This window comes from Jeongeupia chitinilytica, assembly GCF_014652315.1.
GTDB lineage: Bacteria > Pseudomonadota > Gammaproteobacteria > Burkholderiales > Chitinibacteraceae > Jeongeupia > Jeongeupia chitinilytica.
The window spans coordinates 151,858-170,535 of record NZ_BMYO01000003.1 but is presented as its reverse complement, the minus strand read 5'-3'; the positions used below and the strand labels follow the sequence as shown (position 1 = coordinate 170,535).

Annotated in this window: 20 protein-coding genes; 5 read left to right on the top strand and 15 right to left on the bottom strand. The window is 55.4% G+C overall.

Features of this window, described 5'->3' with window-relative positions; translation table 11 throughout:
- Positions 1–35 precede the first annotated feature (35 nt).
- The 3 genes from IE097_RS06655 to IE097_RS06645 all read right to left on the bottom strand — a co-directional run bounded on the left by IE097_RS06655 (position 36) and on the right by IE097_RS06645 (position 3,415).
- Positions 36–323, bottom strand: a complete 288-nt coding sequence (locus IE097_RS06655; RefSeq protein WP_229797466.1) for a VOC family protein — start codon at positions 321–323, stop codon at positions 36–38.
- Between the two features lie 72 nt (positions 324–395).
- Positions 396–2,144, bottom strand: a complete 1,749-nt coding sequence (locus tag IE097_RS06650; protein ID WP_229797465.1) for a DGQHR domain-containing protein — start codon at positions 2,142–2,144, stop codon at positions 396–398.
- A gap of 2 nt (positions 2,145–2,146) precedes the next feature.
- A complete protein-coding gene (locus IE097_RS06645) occupies positions 2,147–3,415 on the bottom strand; it encodes a DNA-methyltransferase (RefSeq protein ID WP_189459381.1) in 1,269 nt (422 codons plus the stop codon).
- Positions 3,416–3,909: 494 nt separating this feature from the next.
- Between IE097_RS06645 and dcm the strand changes: the two genes are divergently transcribed.
- The 5 genes from dcm (at position 3,910) to IE097_RS06620 (ending at position 9,543) form a co-directional block, all read left to right on the top strand.
- Positions 3,910–5,163: a DNA (cytosine-5-)-methyltransferase gene (gene dcm, locus IE097_RS06640; RefSeq protein WP_189459380.1), complete on the top strand. Its 1,254-nt coding sequence runs from the start codon at positions 3,910–3,912 to the stop codon at positions 5,161–5,163.
- 11 nt (positions 5,164–5,174) lie between these two features.
- Positions 5,175–5,699 (top strand): very short patch repair endonuclease, encoded by a 525-nt coding sequence (locus tag IE097_RS06635; RefSeq protein WP_189459379.1) that lies wholly within the window; start codon positions 5,175–5,177, stop codon positions 5,697–5,699.
- A 554-nt stretch (positions 5,700–6,253) separates the two neighbouring features.
- Positions 6,254–7,384 (top strand): DUF262 domain-containing protein, encoded by a 1,131-nt coding sequence (locus IE097_RS06630; RefSeq protein ID WP_189459378.1) that lies wholly within the window; start codon positions 6,254–6,256, stop codon positions 7,382–7,384.
- Positions 7,381–8,580 carry an AAA family ATPase gene (locus IE097_RS06625; protein WP_189459377.1) on the top strand — a complete coding sequence of 400 codons (1,200 nt, stop codon included), beginning with the start codon at positions 7,381–7,383 and terminating at the stop codon, positions 8,578–8,580. The genes IE097_RS06630 and IE097_RS06625 overlap by 4 nt, the downstream gene beginning before the upstream one ends.
- A gap of 3 nt (positions 8,581–8,583) precedes the next feature.
- Positions 8,584–9,543 (top strand): hypothetical protein, encoded by a 960-nt coding sequence (locus IE097_RS06620; protein WP_189459376.1) that lies wholly within the window; start codon positions 8,584–8,586, stop codon positions 9,541–9,543.
- A 764-nt stretch (positions 9,544–10,307) separates the two neighbouring features.
- Here IE097_RS06620 and IE097_RS06615 read toward each other — a convergent pair.
- The 12 genes from IE097_RS06615 to IE097_RS06560 form a co-directional block, all read right to left on the bottom strand.
- Positions 10,308–10,946 carry a lipid-binding SYLF domain-containing protein gene (locus tag IE097_RS06615; RefSeq protein ID WP_189459375.1) on the bottom strand — a complete coding sequence of 213 codons (639 nt, stop codon included), beginning with the start codon at positions 10,944–10,946 and terminating at the stop codon, positions 10,308–10,310.
- Positions 10,947–11,167: 221 nt separating this feature from the next.
- Positions 11,168–11,386: a hypothetical protein gene (locus IE097_RS06610; protein WP_189459374.1), complete on the bottom strand. Its 219-nt coding sequence runs from the start codon at positions 11,384–11,386 to the stop codon at positions 11,168–11,170.
- 106 nt (positions 11,387–11,492) lie between these two features.
- Positions 11,493–12,035, bottom strand: coding sequence for an SMC-Scp complex subunit ScpB (scpB, locus tag IE097_RS06605; protein ID WP_189459373.1), 543 nt, complete (start codon positions 12,033–12,035; stop codon positions 11,493–11,495).
- Positions 12,032–12,850 (bottom strand): segregation and condensation protein A, encoded by an 819-nt coding sequence (locus IE097_RS06600; RefSeq protein WP_189459372.1) that lies wholly within the window; start codon positions 12,848–12,850, stop codon positions 12,032–12,034. Before IE097_RS06600 ends, scpB begins: the two co-directional genes overlap by 4 nt.
- A complete protein-coding gene (locus IE097_RS06595; protein ID WP_229797464.1) occupies positions 12,847–13,353 on the bottom strand; it encodes a GNAT family N-acetyltransferase in 507 nt (168 codons plus the stop codon). Before IE097_RS06595 ends, IE097_RS06600 begins: the two co-directional genes overlap by 4 nt.
- 8 nt (positions 13,354–13,361) lie before the next feature.
- Entirely contained in the window at positions 13,362–14,564 is a 1,203-nt protein-coding gene (locus tag IE097_RS06590) for a tryptophan--tRNA ligase (RefSeq protein WP_189459371.1), read from the bottom strand.
- 27 nt (positions 14,565–14,591) lie between these two features.
- On the bottom strand, positions 14,592–15,245 hold the full coding sequence (locus IE097_RS06585) for a site-2 protease family protein (RefSeq protein WP_189459370.1): 654 nt from the start codon (positions 15,243–15,245) through the stop codon (positions 14,592–14,594).
- A gap of 23 nt (positions 15,246–15,268) precedes the next feature.
- On the bottom strand, positions 15,269–15,898 hold the full coding sequence (locus IE097_RS06580) for an L-threonylcarbamoyladenylate synthase (protein WP_189459369.1): 630 nt from the start codon (positions 15,896–15,898) through the stop codon (positions 15,269–15,271).
- Positions 15,899–15,950: 52 nt separating this feature from the next.
- A complete protein-coding gene (locus IE097_RS06575) occupies positions 15,951–16,811 on the bottom strand; it encodes a 3',5'-nucleoside bisphosphate phosphatase (protein WP_189459368.1) in 861 nt (286 codons plus the stop codon).
- A complete protein-coding gene (locus IE097_RS06570; RefSeq protein WP_189459367.1) occupies positions 16,808–17,077 on the bottom strand; it encodes a SemiSWEET transporter in 270 nt (89 codons plus the stop codon). Before IE097_RS06570 ends, IE097_RS06575 begins: the two co-directional genes overlap by 4 nt.
- Positions 17,074–17,964 (bottom strand): cysteine synthase CysM, encoded by an 891-nt coding sequence (gene cysM, locus IE097_RS06565; RefSeq protein WP_189459366.1) that lies wholly within the window; start codon positions 17,962–17,964, stop codon positions 17,074–17,076. Before cysM ends, IE097_RS06570 begins: the two co-directional genes overlap by 4 nt.
- 66 nt (positions 17,965–18,030) lie before the next feature.
- Positions 18,031–18,600 carry a hypothetical protein gene (locus IE097_RS06560; RefSeq protein WP_189459365.1) on the bottom strand — a complete coding sequence of 190 codons (570 nt, stop codon included), beginning with the start codon at positions 18,598–18,600 and terminating at the stop codon, positions 18,031–18,033.
- Between the last annotated feature and the right edge of the window lie 78 nt (positions 18,601–18,678).

The window sequence follows — 18,678 nt, the reverse complement described above, 5'->3', positions numbered from 1 at the left end:
GGCCCTCGTCCGCTCCAGCCGCCCGTCCCAAACGCTCAGACCAGCAAGCGCGCTGCTTCGTCGATCTTCCAGCCATCCTCGTAGCAAACCTCAAGCAGATGCTCGTCCGGATCGCGGAAGTAGCCAGCAACACCCCATGCGATTTCCGTGGCCGGCTTGACCAGCGTGCCGCCATGCTCCACAACCAGCGCCAGCGCTTCGGCGACCTCACCCGGTTGGCGGGCCAAATACACGAGCGCCCCGTGCGCGACCTGCGACGGCACCGATAAGGCCTCGCCAGCATCGGCACCCAGATCGCATCGTGAAATTAGGCCGAGCACCATACCGCCCAGATCTACAACGAGGATTTCACCAAAATCCTAATAGACTAGCGAACCCAGAAAGTCGAAGCTGAATCAGCTTGCAAAATAATTTGCATACAAGTCAGTGCCCAGCTGATTCCAATGACTCGACTTGTACGTTGAAAAATCGAAATCACCAATATTGGCCAATCTTTTTTTGTATTCCTCAATTCCGCGCACGTTTCTTTTCTCAATAATAAGGCGCAAGCACTTGAGAAATCCATTTATTGATGTCGGAGTCAGAAGCTTCTTATCGTGGCCAATATACCAAGCATCCGAGCATGAAACTTTCACCGAGATCAATAAGTCATTGATCTCCGAAGCACAAAAATCCACAAACTCCTCGAGATGCTCCCTATTGCGCTCTGTAAAAATATCAACCTTTTTCCTATCTTCGCCCCACAGATCAAACAACGAATCCCCGCCTTCCTTTTTGACTAGGGGCTTCAAGCCGTAACCGATAATGGAAGACACCTTCAGCTTCTTCACATCATCAAATACGTGCTCTTCCAACCTATCCTTGAGCGCTCCTTTTTTTGCAAGTCGAACTAACACAGCCTTAGCAATTGCCGTCGTGGAGAAAGGATTGACAATCAGCTCAATCTCCTGAGTCAACGCAGACTTAACCTTGGTTTGTCGGCTATTTATTTCCAAAAACAATTTTGCCTCAAACAAGGTTCTCTCCTCGTCCGACACGTACTCTGGGTATATAATTCCGGTAACGAGCAAATTCTGCTTAGTTCGCAATCGATTTATTTCTTTCTCGAACGCATCGTTTCCTTCATGATACGAATAAACTCGATGCTGCCCATCTACCAATCCAATTACGTTATACTCATCTGGCAACGTAATTTTCACTGCTTTCACCGTCCGCTGGTCATCCAGCGAAAGCTGATCTGCGGTTGAAAGCTTACCGATTTTGGTCGAAGAAGGAAGGGTTGCAATAATATTACCAAGGAATACCCGCTTATCTTCCGTCAAATAACGCCTCATCAGCCTAATCTTCGAAACATCGAGAATTCTCTGATAAGACAAATTGGGCGCAAGCCACCCATTCTTTCTCAATACGAAGCTTTTTTTAAGCAACGATGCCGGATCCGCATAAAACGAAACTATTTTATACCCTTCCGGATAACTACTATTTGCCTCCGGCAACAAGAATCCATTATATCTACTCGGATAATCTGAATTGCCACCCCTTAATTTTTCCTCTCCAATTTCCGAATATGGAATATCCAAAAATTTGAATATTTCATACTTTGCAGACGCTGCAATGTTCTTTACAAGCGCACTAAAATAATTAGTCAGCGCTCGCTCAACAACCCTAACTTCAGCACGAGCTGCAGCCTCCACATACTCAGAATCCACTGAATACATGCTGAAGTATACAAATCTTAAAACAAAATCTTCTTCTTGATATGCCCTTGCACTGAAATACCTTTCAAACTCAGGAAACACATCACGAAGGCAACTCACAAATCTTGCTGGATTTTTAAGCGCAAGTTCAAAAAACATTAGCTTTTTGTTGAGGTGCGGCCCAGGCGTAGCGGCGCAAGTGTCTTCCAGCAAAATTAAGACATTTTCATATACAAAAATGCCGTCCAGCTCGCCGGTTCTATCCCCATTGGGGGTTGAGAATTTAAACTCCCTCCCCTCAGAAGAAATCGAAACAAATCCAGATTTTGCAAAAATCTCTTTTGCAGAGTTGCGAAATCGAGTCTCGTCTCTTTTCTTTTTTGCATTCGCCCGATCTTCTGGCGACATCCTTTTTCTTGCGCTACGCACCCCGGTCCTTGCAGCCATGTTTATTGATTGCTCCTGTACATTTCTTCGTTTATATTTATTGCAATTGAGCTAAAAATAAAATCACTACGCCCATACTTAAGCCCCAGCCTCGACTCTTTATGTTTATGAGTATTTGCCGCCGTATAAATATACAAATCAGAACTTGGTAATTTCGCAAAAAAAACTTCTTCGTTGGTCATGTGCTCAACGTTTGCAGCAATCCCAAATTTTGACAACGGTGGAATGCTTGTAACTTCTTTAATAGCCCCAAGCAAATGCTCCGATGACACCGCATTACTCGTCAAAAACACATATTTTGCGGCTGCAATCTCGTGCCGTCCGCCCAAAGGCACATCTAGACGCTCTACAAAAATTCGAGACACGTCAATGCCCATGGATTTCAGCTTTTTTGCAATTACCCTTGGATATTTCAGTATACGAAGGTTGGTAATTGTCTCTTTGAACTCATCCTCCCCCATGGAGGATTTCGACTTGAAATATTCATTCAATCGAGTGCTAGAGTTGGCATTCAAGTACGTCTCAAACATCTTCACGTAACCTTCGTTCAACTCGAAGCCCAAATAATTCCTAGCCATGAATGCTGCTTGCGCTGGCACAGTTCCAGATCCGGAGAATGGATCAAAAACCAAATCTCCTTCATCCGTCGTTAACGTTATTATCCGACGAACCAAATCTTCGGGGAGCGGACAAAAATGACGTATATACCCCTCACCCCACGCACCCTGGGTTGGAATACTGAATTCCCAAATTTCCTCAAGACTTTTCCCATATGGACTATACCGTTCGGGATAACGAACCCACCACTCTTTTAAATCCCTCGTTTCTCGGGCCCGTTCCGAGTAATACTTATATTCTTCACTTTTGGAGAAAAAAAGCACGTACTCAAATATTTTTCTTGTTGCGCCCTTTCTGCTCCAAGGAACAGTTTTATCCTTTTTCCAGATAATTACATCTTGCAGCTTCCAGCCTATTGAACCAATTGCCTTTGCGAAATCAAATGGCAACGGAACAACAACCCCGTCGCGCCTAAACGAATCGATAACAACCCATAACGAACCAGTATTTTTTGTTGCCTGAAACACACCTCGGAATACTTTTTTCAGATCATCCATATACTGATCGTAACTCTGACCAAATCCAATCTGCCCAGAATGACCATAATCCTTCATGTCGAAGTATGGCGGCGACGTAATGGTCACATCCAATGAGTCTGGTGTTACTCGCTCTTCAATCTTTCGAGCATCATCCAAAAAAATTTGCGACATCATTTAAACTCTGAATTTATTATTTCACCCTATTTTCAGGGTAGTGTGTCGACACCTTCAGGCCCCATGTCGATCATCAACGCACAGTGCAGCATTTACCGTGACCAATAACCAGCCAGAGAAAGCTCGACTTACAAAACTTACAAAAATTACACTAATGCGGATAAAAATCAAGGGGCACTATGAGTTTTTGTGCCCCAACCCATCCGTGGATTTACCCCCTCTTGGATCATGTGAAGCCCCCCTCATCCTCGCTGAGCCCTTTGAGCTTCCGCCTCACCTGCACACGAAAATGGTGCGCTACGTATGTAGCCAAGACCGTGCAAGGACGGGCAAGAGAAGTCGGAAAACAGAACCCGTTGCACCGCCCAAGGGGCAGCTACATCGCCCTATGCTCATACTACCACCTGAAACCTTGGCAAGAACGTTCGTTCACCAGTAAAATTCGGTAAAAAACAAGGACGAAATGTCCGCTTTTATACCCAGAGAACCGACTCATGAATGCTCCCGACCTCGACAGTATCCAGGCCATGCTCCGGATCCTGCGCAAGCAGAAATCCCAGGCCGAACTGGCCAAGGCGCTGGATGCCGATGTCCGCACCATCCGTCGCTGGGAAAACGGCGAGAGCGAACCGCCCAGGTACGTGAAGCACGCACTCAAGCAGCTGCTGCCCCCGGTGTTGCCGTTCGAGGATGACGACACATCGGATTTCCGCTTCATCGACCTGTTTGCCGGCATCGGCGGCATCCGGCAGGCCTTCGAGCAGATCGGCGGCCGTTGTGTGTTCACCAGCGAATGGGACAGCTACGCCCAGAAGACCTACGCCGAGAACTACCGCGGCGATGGGCACGAACTGAACGGTGACATCACCCAGGTGACCACCGGGGACATTCCGAACCACGATGTACTGCTGGCCGGTTTTCCATGCCAGCCGTTTTCCATCGCCGGCGTATCGAAGAAGAATGCACTCGGCCGAGCCCACGGATTCGAGGACGAAACGCAGGGCACGTTGTTCTTCGATGTGGCGCGCATCATCAAGGACAAGCAACCACGGGCCTTCCTGCTCGAGAACGTCAAGAACCTGCTGTCACACGACAAAGGCCGGACGTTTGACGTCATCCGCAGGACGCTCACCGAGGAGCTCGGCTATCACATCCACTATCGCGTCATCGACGGCGCCCATTTCACGCCACAACACCGCGAGCGGATCCTGATTGTCGGCTTCCGCGAGCCGGTCGCGTTCGCATGGGATGCCATCCCCCTGCCGCCCAAGGGTTCGACGACCCTCAAGGACATCCTGCACAAGACCGACGGCAGCGAGCCGGTGCTGCCTTGGGATGGCGACCGCTTTTTCGATCACGCCAGCGGCAAGGTGCTCGACAAGTACACGCTCACGCCCAAACTCTGGGCCTACCTGCAAGGCTATGCCGAAAAGCACCGCGCCAAGGGCAATGGCTTCGGTTTCGGACTGGTCGGCCCGGACAGCGTGACCCGCACCCTCTCCGCCCGGTACTACAAGGACGGTTCGGAGATCCTGGTGTATCAGGGCGAAGGCAAGAACCCGCGCCGGCTGACGCCGCGTGAATGCGCCCGCCTCATGGGCTTCGACGACACTTTCCGCATTCCGGTCTCGGATACCCGCGCCTACAAGCAGTTCGGCAACTCGGTCGTGGTGGACGTCATGGCGCACACGGCCCGGCTGATGCACCAGTTTCTGGTGAACGACCTGCAGCCGGAGCTGCCGCTCTAGCACCAAGCATCATGACGGACATCATCGATCAGGCTACCCGCAGCCGGATGATGTCCGGCATCCGGGGCAAGGACACCAAGCCCGAGATGTTGATCCGCAAGGCCCTGCACGCGCGGGGCTTCCGTTATCGGCTGCATGCGCCCGACCTGCCCGGCAAACCGGATCTGGTTTTCCCCCGATACAAGGCCGTGCTGTTCGTGCATGGCTGCTTTTGGCACGGCCACCAAGGCTGCAAGTACTTCCGCCTTCCCGGGACCCGCACCGACTTCTGGGCATCCAAAATAACAGCCAACTGTGTCCGGGATTCCAAACAACAGCGCTTGCTTATTGAGAAAGGCTGGCGGGTGCTGGTAATCTGGGAATGCGCAACACGTAAGTTTCAACCTGAATATGCCGAAAGCGTATTTGATCTCTTGTGCGACTGGCTGAAGTCGGACACCGGCTCGGCCCAACTTGATGCCAACGGCCTGAGCCCCCTGCCATGTTCTGCCACCGAATCAGTGACTCCTTCGAAGGTGTTGCCGCCAAATACCTGAGCGCGGTCGGCACTAACCCCGGACGCCCCCATCAGCATGAAATCGGTGGCCTGCAGGCTTCAGGCAGTGGCACGACACGCCGGGCAAGACCGAAAAATCCTGATTCCAAGCCCATGTCACCGGAGATGCTGAAGCCCACAGCTCAGCGACATTCGATTACTTGACATGGCGTAGGCTAGAGACGCCCAACATAGATAATCCCAAGCAGTCGTAGCCACCAAGAAACATAGGGTTTACTTGTTGTCTTGAAGCGGGCCAAGAGGAGCTTTACATGCTAAGGTCAAGCGCAAGCGTGTCCAGTAGCCAGCCCCTTGCCCCCTACCTTAGGCAGTCTCGGGAGCATCTAAGGCAATTTTCTCTGTTCCATAGCAAGTAGACTACTGAGTCCAGTGTTAAAATGATTTATAAATTTCAACTATTGATTAAATTCTTTGATATATTAAATTATATCCATAGAATTGACATGCAAAGGTTTCAAATTTTATCCGGCCAGATCTCAATAAAGCGTACTAGCGCACAGGCCTAATCTCGAAAGATTTACTTCGCAAGCGACTATGAGCATTAATACTGATAACTCCGATTTTTCCCTGCCGGAAAACGAGCCCGAGGGTATCGACACATCTCAGCCGACTGGTTGGGGTAGTGACTATCCGCTTGACGCAGTTTTCGTACGTAGTGAACAACGTACAGTTGTGGAAGTGGTAAAGAGAATCAATGCAAAACGGTACCAGCTTGACCCTGAGTTTCAACGAGATTTTGTGTGGCCCGTAACAAATCAATCTCGCCTTATCGAATCCTGCATTATGCGAATACCGCTCCCTGTCTTCTATGTTGCAGAGTCTCCGGATGGTCGTATCGCAGTGGTTGATGGGTTACAGCGCCTAACCTCTTTTCATCGCTTCCTAAATGGCGACTTTGCCTTAGTATTAAAGACGGGAGAGGACCAGCCGCATCACCCGCTTGACGGCAAAAAATTCGATGACCTTCCAATTCAGTTACAAGAGCGTATCGAAGACACCCAATTGACTTTGTACATTCTCGACGTAAAGGCACCAGAGCGAGCAAAGCTAGACATTTTTGAGCGCGTAAATAGTGGCTCCCCACTCACACGCCAGCAAATGCGCAACTGTTTGTTTAATGGCCCTGCGACTCAGTGGCTAAAAAATGCGGCCGGCAGCCCAGAATTTCTATCTACTAGTGGTCGCTCTTTGCAACCAAAAACAATGAGAGATCGTGAAGCGATTAATCGATTCTGCGCCTTTTATCTTTTAGGTGAGAGCAGCTACAGAAATGGGGACATGGATGAATTCCTCGCAAGAGCTCTAAAGCACATGAATGAAAATGCCGACGAGCTTGACCAATTGAGTATCAAATTCACACACTCGATGCAAGCAAATAAATGGCTATTTAAAGGGCACGCTTTCCGTAAATCATTAGCGGGAAACAGCGAGTTTAATTCTCGCTCGGTGCTGAACATAGCCTTATTTGACGTATTCTCGGTATTGCTCGCCGACTTTGATGTACAAAGCATTAAGGAGCATGCCGATGAACTTCGCGATGCAGCTCGCCGATTAATTGGAGAGCCATCATTCAACCATTCAATCACATACTCAACCAATAGCAAAAGACAGGTTTATACTCGTTTCGACATGGCTCGGAATGCAATTGAAGAGGTATTTCTGTGATTGATCGTTTATATCTAAAAAACTTAAAATGCTTTGATGAATTAACTTTGCCACTAGCACCACTAACGTTGCTAACCGGTTTCAATGCAGCAGGTAAATCGACTACAACCCAAGGATTACTACTACTTGCCCAAGCATTGCGACAAGGCACCCGGGGACCGAAGCTACCGCTAAATGGCCCCTTGGTGCGCCTTGGCACTCCTGGAGATGTGCTTGGGCAAGTCGGCGGATCTCAGCTCACTCTCGGAATAGGCTCTGAAGAAGCGGACATAAAATGGACACTCGGCCCTGGTGAAGACCGTATTGGGCACACCCTTTCGCTGGAGAATATAAAATGGACCTCCGAAAGTGAGAGTGGAGAGTATTCTGATGATGGCACCATACACACGACAGGACTTCTCGTCCCACATCAAACAACAACGTCTGTTATTACTCTGATTAACCGCCTAGCAAATTGCATATTCATTTCAGCCGTTAGAGCTGGAGCTACTGATGTATTTCCATCACCAGACACACCGAATCCGTTGTGGGGTGATGCAGGTATTATGGGAGAGTACGCCGCTTGGTGGTTTACCGAGAAACTCGATGAGGAAATAGCCGAGTTGCGGCGCCACCCGTCCGAACCTGCACCTTCGCTAAGGCGTCAGTTCAATGCGTGGGCTGGGGAACTATTTCCTGGCGTCGAGGCTAACGCTCAGCGCATAGCCGGCACCAGCTTAGTACGCCTTGAATTTCGTAGTCACGAAGCCGACGCTTGGCGGCGACCGGCCAACATTGGATACGGCATTACTTACGCGTTTCCGATTCTAGTAGCAGGGCTGCTTGCCAAGCCCGGGCAAATTTTGGTGATTGATAGCCCGGAGGCACACCTGCATCCGATGGGACAATCCAAAATGGGTGAGTTCCTCGCTAACTTGGCTCATAGCGGCGTCCAGGTCATCGTCGAAACCCACAGCGATCATGTATTGAATGGGGTTCGCTTAGCCATTCTCAATAAAAATCCCCCCCCCGAACAAGCTGCTGTATATTTCTTTAATCGTAGACCCAACACATCGGAGGATCCCGCTCACGTAGTCGCAATTCATATTAGCAGCAATGGTAATCTAAGCGAATGGCCCGGTGGTTTCTTTGATCAGTCCGAAAAGGATCTTGCAGCCTTGGCAGGCTGGACTATCGACTTCAGCGGCCAGGGGTAGAAAATGGCTTGGTTTTTGAATGATTTATCGCTTACAGGTCAGTATCCGACGCCAGAGTTCTTCATCGAAGATTTGAAGCAACTGTTAGCGCTTCGCTGTCGCTCACCGTTATTAACGTCTCGACTGTTTTGCTCTCGAACCATTTGCACTCAACCGGTATCCCCAAACCATAATTTTCAGCAAGCAGTACGCGGCTCGGCCGACAAGACCCTGACAAGTTTGGTACTTAACTGGATAACCAAAGCTGGCCCTTTTTGGGAAGATCAGCGGCAACAGGTTGCGGATGATTACTTCCACTACCAAAAAACGGAGGTCACAGAACTGGGCCTTGGCGAGGCATCTAGACGCCTGCTCGGTGGAGAAACATTAGCGAATTCTGTTAGCTTCGCTGCAGCAGGATTCGACTACAGTCCGTTGCAGGTAGTTCAAGGCCTACTTGAGGAACCGATCTCAACTATTTCTGTGACCAACCTTTGGAAATGGGGGGATATTCAGCAGGCAGCTGAAGCCGCAGCCCCCCCGATCGTTAATTGGGAACAAATGTTGACAGCAGCCCGCAGGCGTTTCGAGCATCTAAATTTAGTAGCCAATTGCAGTGACTCTCTAAAATCCGAGCCTTTCAGTTATTATGCAGTGGAAAGAATATTCGAACTCCTACGGGTATTGAACGAATACATGTTCTGCATGATAGAAACTGGGGCACCCACGAAACGTAACAACGAATTGATGGCTCAACACTTCACTGGAGCCAAGAGTTGGTTTAGCGACGAATCAGAATCTAACAAACGGAATTTCAAAAAAGAACTAGAATTTTCCGATCCGACGCAGCCCGGCAAGAAATTTTTTTGCTCTTGGCACGGAAAAATTAAAACCCCACAATATCGAATCCATTTTGAATGGCCACCAATGCCGAGAACAAAACTAAGTGTATTCTACATTGGACCGAAAATCACCAAGAGCTAAGTCAATCGAAAAACACCACCCAATAAAATATTTTACGACTTTTCTAAACTCGTTAAGTGCACTCACAACAAAAATTTGGCGGGTCATCAATTACTAATAAACCACCTATTGTAGGTTTGAGGCTGCGCAGACATCAATAAAAAAGGCAGAGAGAAAATACGAACGAGCTATTCCATTAAGAAATAGGCGACGGACTTAACCTCGCCAGCATTTGGCCTGTTAATTTACTGCGACCCGCACAACTGCAAGATTTCGTGCAGGTTCGATTCCCGTCACCCGCCCCAGTACCTATCAATAAAATCAGACGTTTACGCTTTGTGGTGATTTTTTGCCATTGCCCGCTATCTCCAGCGCCAAGATGCCGGCTTTTTGCCAGCAGGCTTACCGCGTCGGCGGGTTGCATGGCTTTGGCTGCGCCGAGCGTCTGCGGAGGCCGATGATGCCGTCGCCATCGGCACTGATCGCGCATTGCCGCGGCTTGATTGCCATTGCCGACCGTAATTCACGCCGACATCGAACAACTGGTAAGCCGGCCCCAGCGGGAAGCGGACGCAGCCGAACCGTGCACAGCAGCAGCGGTGAGCACGGCCGCTGACAAGAGCCGTTTGCAGCCTCTGCATTCAGCTGGCCGAACCAGTTCTTTTCTAGCCAGCGTGGCTGGCCAGTGAAACCCGACTTCGCTCCCGACGGAGGGATTGAATCGCCGCACGAACTCGGGCGAAAAGCGGCCGGACCGGGCTGGCCACGAGGCCCGGCGCCGGATGCTATTTGGCCGCAGATGCCTCTACTCTGGCGGGCGCGCTCGCCATCGAAGCAACGGGTGCAGAGGCCACGCCGGAAGCGTTCAACTCACTGTCCCTGGCGTACTTCACACCACTCACGGTCGCCTCCATCGCCAAACCCGTTTCGGTCATCTGGTAGACCCAGACGCCTTTGGCAATGCTGACCGCACCGGAGTATGCGGCGCCGTCTTTGCCGTTCTTGGCGGCAGCATTAGCCTGCACCCCGACCTGCCACCCCGTCCGGATGAACTCGTTCAGGGCGGACGTTGTCTGGAACACGAATACCTGCTTGTAACTTTGCGCGCCAAGCCCGAGACCGAGTTGCGCGCCGTACATGTTCATATAGGTCGCATGGCTGTTCCGGCGATCGACCGCCATGCCATGGCCCGTCGCACCCCCTGCAAACACGATGGTGGTACTCAAGTTGTCGAAAACAGCGTAACCGGCACTTTGTGCGATCAGCGGTTTTGCATCCGGATGCAGCTGATAAAGTTGCTCGAGCGTCCGTGCTGTCGTCAGCCGGATTTCCGCGCGAACTTCATCAGGAGTCGCAGACGAAACGATGCCGGCACTGGCCAGCGTACTGCCCGTCAGCAAAACGGTAAAAAGGATGTGCTTCATGGCGGGATCTTTTTGCGGAGGTCGGGACCGCTACTCTATTGGGTAGCGGCACCTGTATCCGCCACTCAAACCACCACCATTCTTCGGCAAAGATTACTTGTAACGCCTCGGCCATTCTTTCGGAATGTCATTGGGCATCATGCGCACATTCAAAGTGTCCGCTCTTTCAATCGACCGCCGACGTCAAACATTCCCGCCATAGATACCACGCCGGAGCCAATTCAGTTCGCCGTCGCGGCCGGAGACGATACCGGCGGCAATTGACGCGCCGGCGCCAGTATTCCGACAACCAGTGCCAGCACCAGCACGCCGGCAACGCCACCGACCACATGCTGGATCCAGCGCTTGAGCCCTTTCTTGGCCAATGCCGCTGCCGCCCACTTCCAGACCATCAGCATGGCCACGGCACCAATCCCGACCGCTGTCGTTTCATTCATCATGTTTTGTGCTCGCGAGTAACCGCTCAATGTAACGCAGTGCGCCCTGCTGTGGCAGGCCGGCTCGCGACGAATTTGATGCAGCCCAACAGCCCGGCCTCTGCCGGGCTCAGCCGATGTCCGGCTCGACCAGCGACGACATTTCGGCCAGTGGCGGCAAATCGGACAAGGATCCCAGGGAAAGGTCATCGAGGAAAGACTTGCTGGTCGCCAACAGCTCGGGGCGGCCAGGCACCTCCTTGTGACCGACCACGTCGATCCAGCCGCGCTCCTTCAGCGTCTGAATGATGGCGCTGGACACTGCGACACCGCGCACTTCCTCGATGTCGCCGCGCGTGACCGGTTGTCGATAGGCAATGATTGCCAGCGTTTCCATGACCGCACGCGAGTAGCGTGGCGGACGCTCCAGACTGAGCCGCTCCAGATACGGCTGTACCGCTGCACGGCTGCGAAAACGCCAGCCCGAGGCCAACTGCACCAGCTCGACGCCGCGTCCCGCCCAATCGCCCTTGAGTTCGGCCAGCAGCGCGGCAATGTCCTTGCCGGACAATTCGTCGGCAAACAGCAGGCGCAGCGCCGGCATGGCCAGCGGCTCCTGCGCGACCAGCAGTGCAGCTTCCAGCACCAGTTTGGGCGAACAGTCCGGGCTCATTGCAAGACCTCCGCCGGTGCACTCCGGGCAAGCCGCACATAAATCACCGAGAAGCCCTCGTCCTGACTGACGACGATGTGCTCTTCCTTGACCAGCTCGAGCACGGCCAGAAAGGTCACCACCAGCAACGGGACGCCTGCCGTCATATCGAACAGCGTTTCAAATGCATGCAAACGACCATCCTGCAGCAGCCGCAATACCTGACTCATCTGTTCGCGTACCGACAGCGAATCCGGGGTGATCTGGTGGTGCTGATTGCGTTTGGCTCGGGCCAGAATGCCCTGCCACGCTGCGCGCAGATCCGCAGCCCCCACCTCCGGCAGGCGCAGGATCATTTCCCGCTCGAACAGCACGGCAACAAATGCAAAGTCCCGCCCGGCCAGCGGCTGTTCGGACAGCGCGTAGGCGGCCTGCTTGATCTGTTCGTACTCCAGTAATCGGCGCACCAGCTCGGCACGCGGGTCATCCACGTCAGGATCGGGTCCGTCGTCGAAGTATTCGTCGCGCCGTGGCAGCAACAGGCGCGACTTGATTTCGATCAGCACCGCTGCCATCAGCAGGTATTCTGCAGCCAGTTCCAAACGGCTCGTCTGCATGGCTTCGACATACTGCATGTACTGCCCGGTGACGTCGGCCAGCGGGATGTCGAGAATATCCAGATTCTGCTTGCGAATCAGGTACAGCAGCAGATCAAGCGGCCCCTCGAAAGACTCGAGCAGTACACGCAAAGCATCCGGCGGAATGTACAGGTCGGCCGGCAACTGATGCACCGGCTCGCCGAGCACGTGCGCCAGTACCGCATCGCCAGCGGTCACAGCGCGGCAAACTCCGGCGCATAGCGGACAACGCCGGCGCCGAACGCCAGCGCATCGGGCCAAAGCTCCAGTGCCATGAAGTACTCGGCAGGCACCTCGTATTCACAACTGAGGCCAAAGCGGGACGCCGGCACGCAACCGAATCGACCGTAGTAGGCAGGATCACCCAGCACCACGACCGCGGCAGCACCTTGTTTCCTGAGCTCAGTCAGGCCGGCTTCGATCAGCGCCCTGCCCACGCCCTGCCGGCGCCAGTCGGCGGCAACCGCCAGCGGCGCCAATCCGGCGACGTCGCCAGCGACGCCCTCGACGGATACAGACGAGAACAACACGTGGCCAACGATCAGATCATCGGCCTGCGCAACCAGCTCGACACTTGCACGCCCGGCATCCCGGAGCGCATCAACCAGCCCGGCTTCTCCCGGCTGGCCGAACGCAGCGGTGACCAGTTCGCGGATCGCATGTGCGTCGGCAACCGTGGCAGGACGAATCAGCATGCTCATGACACCTCTCAGCTGTAGGCCAGTCCCATCGCTTCGCGCACGTCGCGCATGGTTTCACGCGCCAGCTCGCGAGCGCGCTCGCAACCGTCGGCAACAATCTTTTTCACCAGCGTCGGATCTTCGAGATAAGGCTGGGCCCGCTCGAACATCGGCGCCTGCTCGGCAAGCACGCCGTCGATCACCGGCTGCTTGCACTGGATACAGCCGATGCCGGCGCTCTTGCAGCCTTCGACCACCCAGGCCTTGGTCGCATCGTCCGAGTACACCTGGTGCAGCTGCCAGACCGGGCACTTGTCCGGATCGCCCGGATCGGTGCGGCGAACGCGCGCCGGATCGGTCGGCATCTGCTTGATCTTTTTCGCGACCGAGTCGGCATCCTCGCGCAGGCTGATCGTGTTGCCATAGGACTTCGACATCTTGTTCCCGTCGAGCCCCGGCATCCGGCTGGCCGCGGTCAGCAGCGGCTGCGACTCGGGCAGAATCATCTTGCCGCCGCCTTCCAGATAGCCGAACAGTCGCTCGCGATCGCCGTGCGACAGATTCTGCGTTTCGGCCAGCAAGGCACGCGCCGCTTCGAGCGCTTCGACGTCGCCGTCACGCTGGTAGCGTGTACGCAGGTCTTCGTACAGCTTGCCTTTCTTGCCGCCGATCTTCTTGATCGCCGCTTCGGCCTTTTCTTCGAAGCCGACTTCCTTTCCGAACACGTGATTGAAACGGCGGGCGATTTCCCGGGTGATTTCGACGTGCGGCACCTGATCCTCGCCCACCGGCACCAGATTGCCGCGGTACAGCAGAATGTCGGCCGACTGCAGCAGCGGATAGCCGAGGAAGCCGTAGGTCCCGAGATCCTTGTGGCTCATCTTCTCGATCTGGTCCTTGTACGTCGGCACGCGCTCGAGCCACGACAGCGGCGTCACCATCGACAGCAGCAGGTGCAGTTCGGCATGCTCGGGCACACGGCTCTGGATGAAGATCGTTGCCTGCGCCGGATCGACACCGGCGGCGATCCAGTCGATCACCATGTCCCAGACACTCTTCTCGATCACGCTGACATCGTCGTACGCCGTCGTCAGCGCATGCCAGTCGGCGACCATGAACAGGCACTCGTGCTCGCTCTGCAATCTGACCCAGTTTTTCAGTACACCGTGATAGTGGCCGAGATGCAGCTTGCCGGTCGGGCGCATGCCCGAGAGGACGCGATCGGGGAACATGGAGCTAATTCCTTGAATTTATGGTTATCAGTGCAAAATGAACATGATCGGCATTGCCGCGAGCCGCATCAGCGGCGCCATGATGGTGCCGAGCATATTGGTCGCCAGCAGTGCGATCAGAATGAAAAAGCCATAGGGCTCGATTCGCGACAGCCACATGGCCTGACGGTTGGGAAGCAGTGACACGAGGATGCGGCCGCCATCGAGCGGCGGCAATGGCAGCAGATTCAGCACCATCAGCGACAGATTGATCGATACGCCAGCCTGCCCCATCAGGAACATCGGCTCCTGCAGACTGAATCCCTCGAGCCCGAGCGCCGCCTTCATCAGCAGCGCCCAGCCGATCGCCATCACGAAGTTCGATGCCGGCCCGGCCGCGGCCACCCAGAGCATGTCGCGCTTCGGATTGCGCAGCTTGCCGAAGTTCACCGGCACCGGCTTGGCCCAGCCAAACAGGAACCCGCCGAGCGCCAGCAGAAAGAGCGGCAAGGCGACGGTGCCGATCGGGTCGACATGACGGATCGGGTTCAGCGAAATCCGGCCCAGTCGCGACGCCGTGTCGTCACCAAAATGCCGCGCCACATAGCCGTGTGCCGCTTCATGCACGGTGATGGCAAACAGCACCGGAATCGCCCAGATGCAGACCGTCTGGACGAAGTTGCTCAGATCAAAACCACCCATTTGATTTCCCAGTCGGATTCATATCAGGCGTCGAGACCGAACGGCGCCAGCGGACCTTTGCCGGCGCGCATCAGTACCGGCGCGCCTTCGGACAGATCGATGACCGTCGTCGGCTCGATGCCGCAGTAGCCGCCCTCGATCACGAGGTCGACATCGTGTTCGAGCCGGTCGCGGATTTCCCACGCATCGGACATCGGGTCGTCTTCGCCCGGCAGCAGCAACGAGCTCGACAGCATCGGTTCGCCCAGCTCCTCGAGCAGCGCCAGTGCCACCGGATGATCGGGCACGCGCAGCCCTACGGTCTGCTTTTTCGGGTGCCAGACGCGCCGCGGCACCTCTTTGGTCGCCAGCAGGATGAAGGTGTAATTGCCCGGCGTCGCGCTCTTGAGCATCCGGTAGGTGCGGTTGTCGACGCGGGCGTAATTGCCCAGCTGCGACAGATCGTGGCAGGCCAGCGTGAAATGGTGCTTGTCGCTCAACTGACGGATACGGCGGATGCGTTCGAGCGCGTCCTTGTTGTCGAGCGCGCAGCCGAGCGCATAACAGGAGTCGGTCGGATAGACGATCAAACCGCCCTTGCGGATGATCTCGACCGCCTGCTTGATCAGGCGCGGCTGCGGCGTTTCGGCATGGATCGAAAAGAACTGGGACATGGATTCGCTTCTTGGTGTACTGCTGCGACTGTAGCGGACGAGCGCCCGATCGTCAGGGCAAGTTTGTCGTTGACGGTGGCGTCCACCAGCGCGCCCAGACCGGCTCGCAGCCGGCAGGCAGGTCGGCATTGAGGCCGGGCTCGCGCGCGCCCTCGCCGGTCGCGTGATAATCGGTGCCGCAGGAAGCAAGAAAACCGAACTCCTGAGCCAGTCGCGAGAAACGGCCGACATCGGCAGCGCCATGGCTACCCGAGACGACCTCGATCGCCTCGCCACCGAGTCGGCGATACTCGGTCAACAGCACGCGCAGGGTTTCGTTGCCGAGCTCGTAACGCCCCGGATGCGCCAGCACGGCAACGCCGCCGGCCTCGCGAATCCAGTCGATGGCCTCGTGCAGCCGCGCCCATTCATGCTCGACGTAGCCGGGCTTGCCGCGCACGAGGAATTTCTTGAACACGCTGCGTGTGTCCTTGGCCTTGCCCGCCTCCACCAGGTACCGGGCAAAGTGGGTGCGGCTGATCATTTCCGGGTTGTCGGCGTACTTGCGCGCGCCTTCAAGCACCCCGTCGATGCCGACCGCCGCCAGCGACGCGGCCATGCGCTCGCCCCGCTCTGCCCGGCCCGCGCGTACGCTCGCCAGTCCGTTGACGATGGCAGGATGATCACGGTCGAAGCCGAGGCCGACGATATGCAGCGTATGCTTGCCCCAACTGACCGAAATCTCGACGCCGTTGATGAATTGCATCCCGAGCAGCGCCGCTTCGTCGGCCGCATCGGGCAGACCGCGAACGTCGTCATGATCGGTCAGCGCAAACAGCTGGCAACCGCGGGCCTGCGCCTTGCGCACGACCTCGCGCGGCGGCAGCAGGCCGTCCGAGATGTTCGAATGACAATGCAGGTCGACCGGCGTCATCGTTTTGCCCCTACCGAGTAGCGCAGCTTCATCGCCAGCACCGAACCGGCAAGCACCAGGGTGATCGAGTTCGGAATGATCAATGGCCACGACGAGATCACCACGCCGTACAGCAGCCACAATGCGACGCCGAAAACGAACAGCGAGTACATGCCGAGCGAAATGTCGTCGACCGAGCGCGTCCGCCACACCTTGACCACCTGAGGGAGGAACGCGAACGTCGTGCAGACACCGGCGACATGGCCGATCCAGTCAAGCGGATTCACGCCGGAAATACCCCGGTCGACAGGTAGCGGTCGCCGCGATCGCAGACAATGGACACGATCACCGCGTTCTCTACCTGCTTGGACAGCTGCAGGGCCGCCGCGAGCGCACCACCCGACGAAATGCCGGCAAAGATGCCTTCCTCGCGCGCCAGCCGGCGGGTCATGTCTTCGGCGTCCTGCTGACCGACCTCCATGACGCGATCGATCTGCGAGAAGTCGCAGATCGCCGGCACATATTCAGCAGGCCATTTGCGGATGCCGGGAATCGACGCCCCGTCGGACGGCTGAACGCCGACAATCTCGACCTGCGGCGCGACCTCCTTCAGGTACCGCCCGGTGCCCATGATGGTGCCGGTGGTCCCCATGCTGGAGACGAAATGGGTAATCGTACCTTCGGTATCGCGCCAGATTTCCGGGCCGGTGGTTTCGTAGTGCGCCAGCGGGTTGTCCGGATTGGCAAACTGGTCGAGCACCAGCCCCTTGCCTTCGGCCACCATCTGCGTTGCGAGATCGCGAGCCACTTCCATGCCGTCGACGAGAATGACTTCGGCACCGTAGGCCTTCATCGTCTGAACCCGCTCGACACTGGAATTGGCCGGCATGATCAGCACCATCCGGTAACCCATCATCGCTGCAGCCATGGCCAGCGCAATGCCCGTATTGCCGCTGGTGGCTTCGATCAGGGTGTCGCCGGGACGGATCGTGCCGCGCGCTTCGGCATGGCGGATCATCGACAGCGCAGGCCGGTCCTTGACCGAACCGGCGGGATTGTTGCCTTCGAGCTTGACGAGGACGATGTTGCTCGTATCGCCGGGCAGGCGTTTGAGACGAACCAGCGGCGTATTGCCGACAAAGTCCTCGAGCGTCTTGAATCGGGGTGTAGTCATGCGGCGATTATACTCGCCGCATGACAGGCACGCGAAGGCGTGCGCCCCGATTTTGTCCGGATCGCCTTACTTCGCCGGCTGTTCAACCCAGATCGCGATCGACCGGCGCAGAATGATGCTGATCTGGTCACCGACCGCGATCTGCTCAAGTGCCGCCGGGTTCTTCACGTTCGCTTCGACGATCTTGTTGTCGGGCGTCTTGACCTTGATTTGCGAAGTCTTGCGGTTGACCGCGACAACATCGGCCGTCAGCGTTTCGGTCTTCACCCAGCCACCGCCCGGGCGCTGACCCGGCTCGCTGCGCGAGGTGTCCGTCGACTCGGTCGTGCCGCGGACACCGGCAGCGCCCTTGACGACTTCGTAGGCAATCGCCGCACTGATCTGCGTCGTCACCTTGTCACCGACCTTCAAGCGATCGAAATTGCGCACCTCGGCGCCAACATCGACGTCGGCGAGTTCGCCGCTCGGCAGCTGCACCGTCAGCTTGCGCTTGGCAGCGTCGATTGCGGTGATCTGCACCGTCAGCTTGTTTTCTTCCTGGATGGCAAACAGCGGCGCGGTTGCATCGTCGGCAGCGAAGACCGGCACCGCAGCAGAAATCATCATCGCCAGCAGCAGCTTGTTCACGATTTTCACGAAAGCACTCCCTGTAAAAGATATTGGTTTGAGCCTACAGCATACGTCATGCAATTCGATCGGGTCTGTAACGATGCG

What these genes read in the sequence shown, in the direction of transcription:
- IE097_RS06590 (WP_189459371.1), bottom strand. Translation starts at nt 14,564, where the DNA reads ATGTTCCCCGATCGCGTCCTCTCGGGCATGCGCCCGACCGGCAAGCTG.
- dcm (WP_189459380.1), top strand. Translation starts at nt 3,910, where the DNA reads ATGAATGCTCCCGACCTCGACAGTATCCAGGCCATGCTCCGGATCCTG.
- IE097_RS06620 (WP_189459376.1), top strand. Translation starts at nt 8,584, where the DNA reads ATGGCTTGGTTTTTGAATGATTTATCGCTTACAGGTCAGTATCCGACG.
- IE097_RS06635 (WP_189459379.1), top strand. Translation starts at nt 5,175, where the DNA reads ATGACGGACATCATCGATCAGGCTACCCGCAGCCGGATGATGTCCGGC.
- IE097_RS06580 (WP_189459369.1), bottom strand. Translation starts at nt 15,898, where the DNA reads ATGTCCCAGTTCTTTTCGATCCATGCCGAAACGCCGCAGCCGCGCCTG.
- scpB (WP_189459373.1), bottom strand. Translation starts at nt 12,035, where the DNA reads ATGAGCCCGGACTGTTCGCCCAAACTGGTGCTGGAAGCTGCACTGCTG.
- IE097_RS06650 (WP_229797465.1), bottom strand. Translation starts at nt 2,144, where the DNA reads ATGGCTGCAAGGACCGGGGTGCGTAGCGCAAGAAAAAGGATGTCGCCA.
- IE097_RS06630 (WP_189459378.1), top strand. Translation starts at nt 6,254, where the DNA reads ATGAGCATTAATACTGATAACTCCGATTTTTCCCTGCCGGAAAACGAG.
- IE097_RS06610 (WP_189459374.1), bottom strand. Translation starts at nt 11,386, where the DNA reads ATGATGAATGAAACGACAGCGGTCGGGATTGGTGCCGTGGCCATGCTG.
- IE097_RS06655 (WP_229797466.1), bottom strand. Translation starts at nt 323, where the DNA reads ATGGTGCTCGGCCTAATTTCACGATGCGATCTGGGTGCCGATGCTGGC.
- IE097_RS06595 (WP_229797464.1), bottom strand. Translation starts at nt 13,353, where the DNA reads ATGAGCATGCTGATTCGTCCTGCCACGGTTGCCGACGCACATGCGATC.
- IE097_RS06645 (WP_189459381.1), bottom strand. Translation starts at nt 3,415, where the DNA reads ATGATGTCGCAAATTTTTTTGGATGATGCTCGAAAGATTGAAGAGCGA.
- IE097_RS06615 (WP_189459375.1), bottom strand. Translation starts at nt 10,946, where the DNA reads ATGAAGCACATCCTTTTTACCGTTTTGCTGACGGGCAGTACGCTGGCC.
- cysM (WP_189459366.1), bottom strand. Translation starts at nt 17,964, where the DNA reads ATGACTACACCCCGATTCAAGACGCTCGAGGACTTTGTCGGCAATACG.
- IE097_RS06575 (WP_189459368.1), bottom strand. Translation starts at nt 16,811, where the DNA reads ATGACGCCGGTCGACCTGCATTGTCATTCGAACATCTCGGACGGCCTG.
- IE097_RS06585 (WP_189459370.1), bottom strand. Translation starts at nt 15,245, where the DNA reads ATGGGTGGTTTTGATCTGAGCAACTTCGTCCAGACGGTCTGCATCTGG.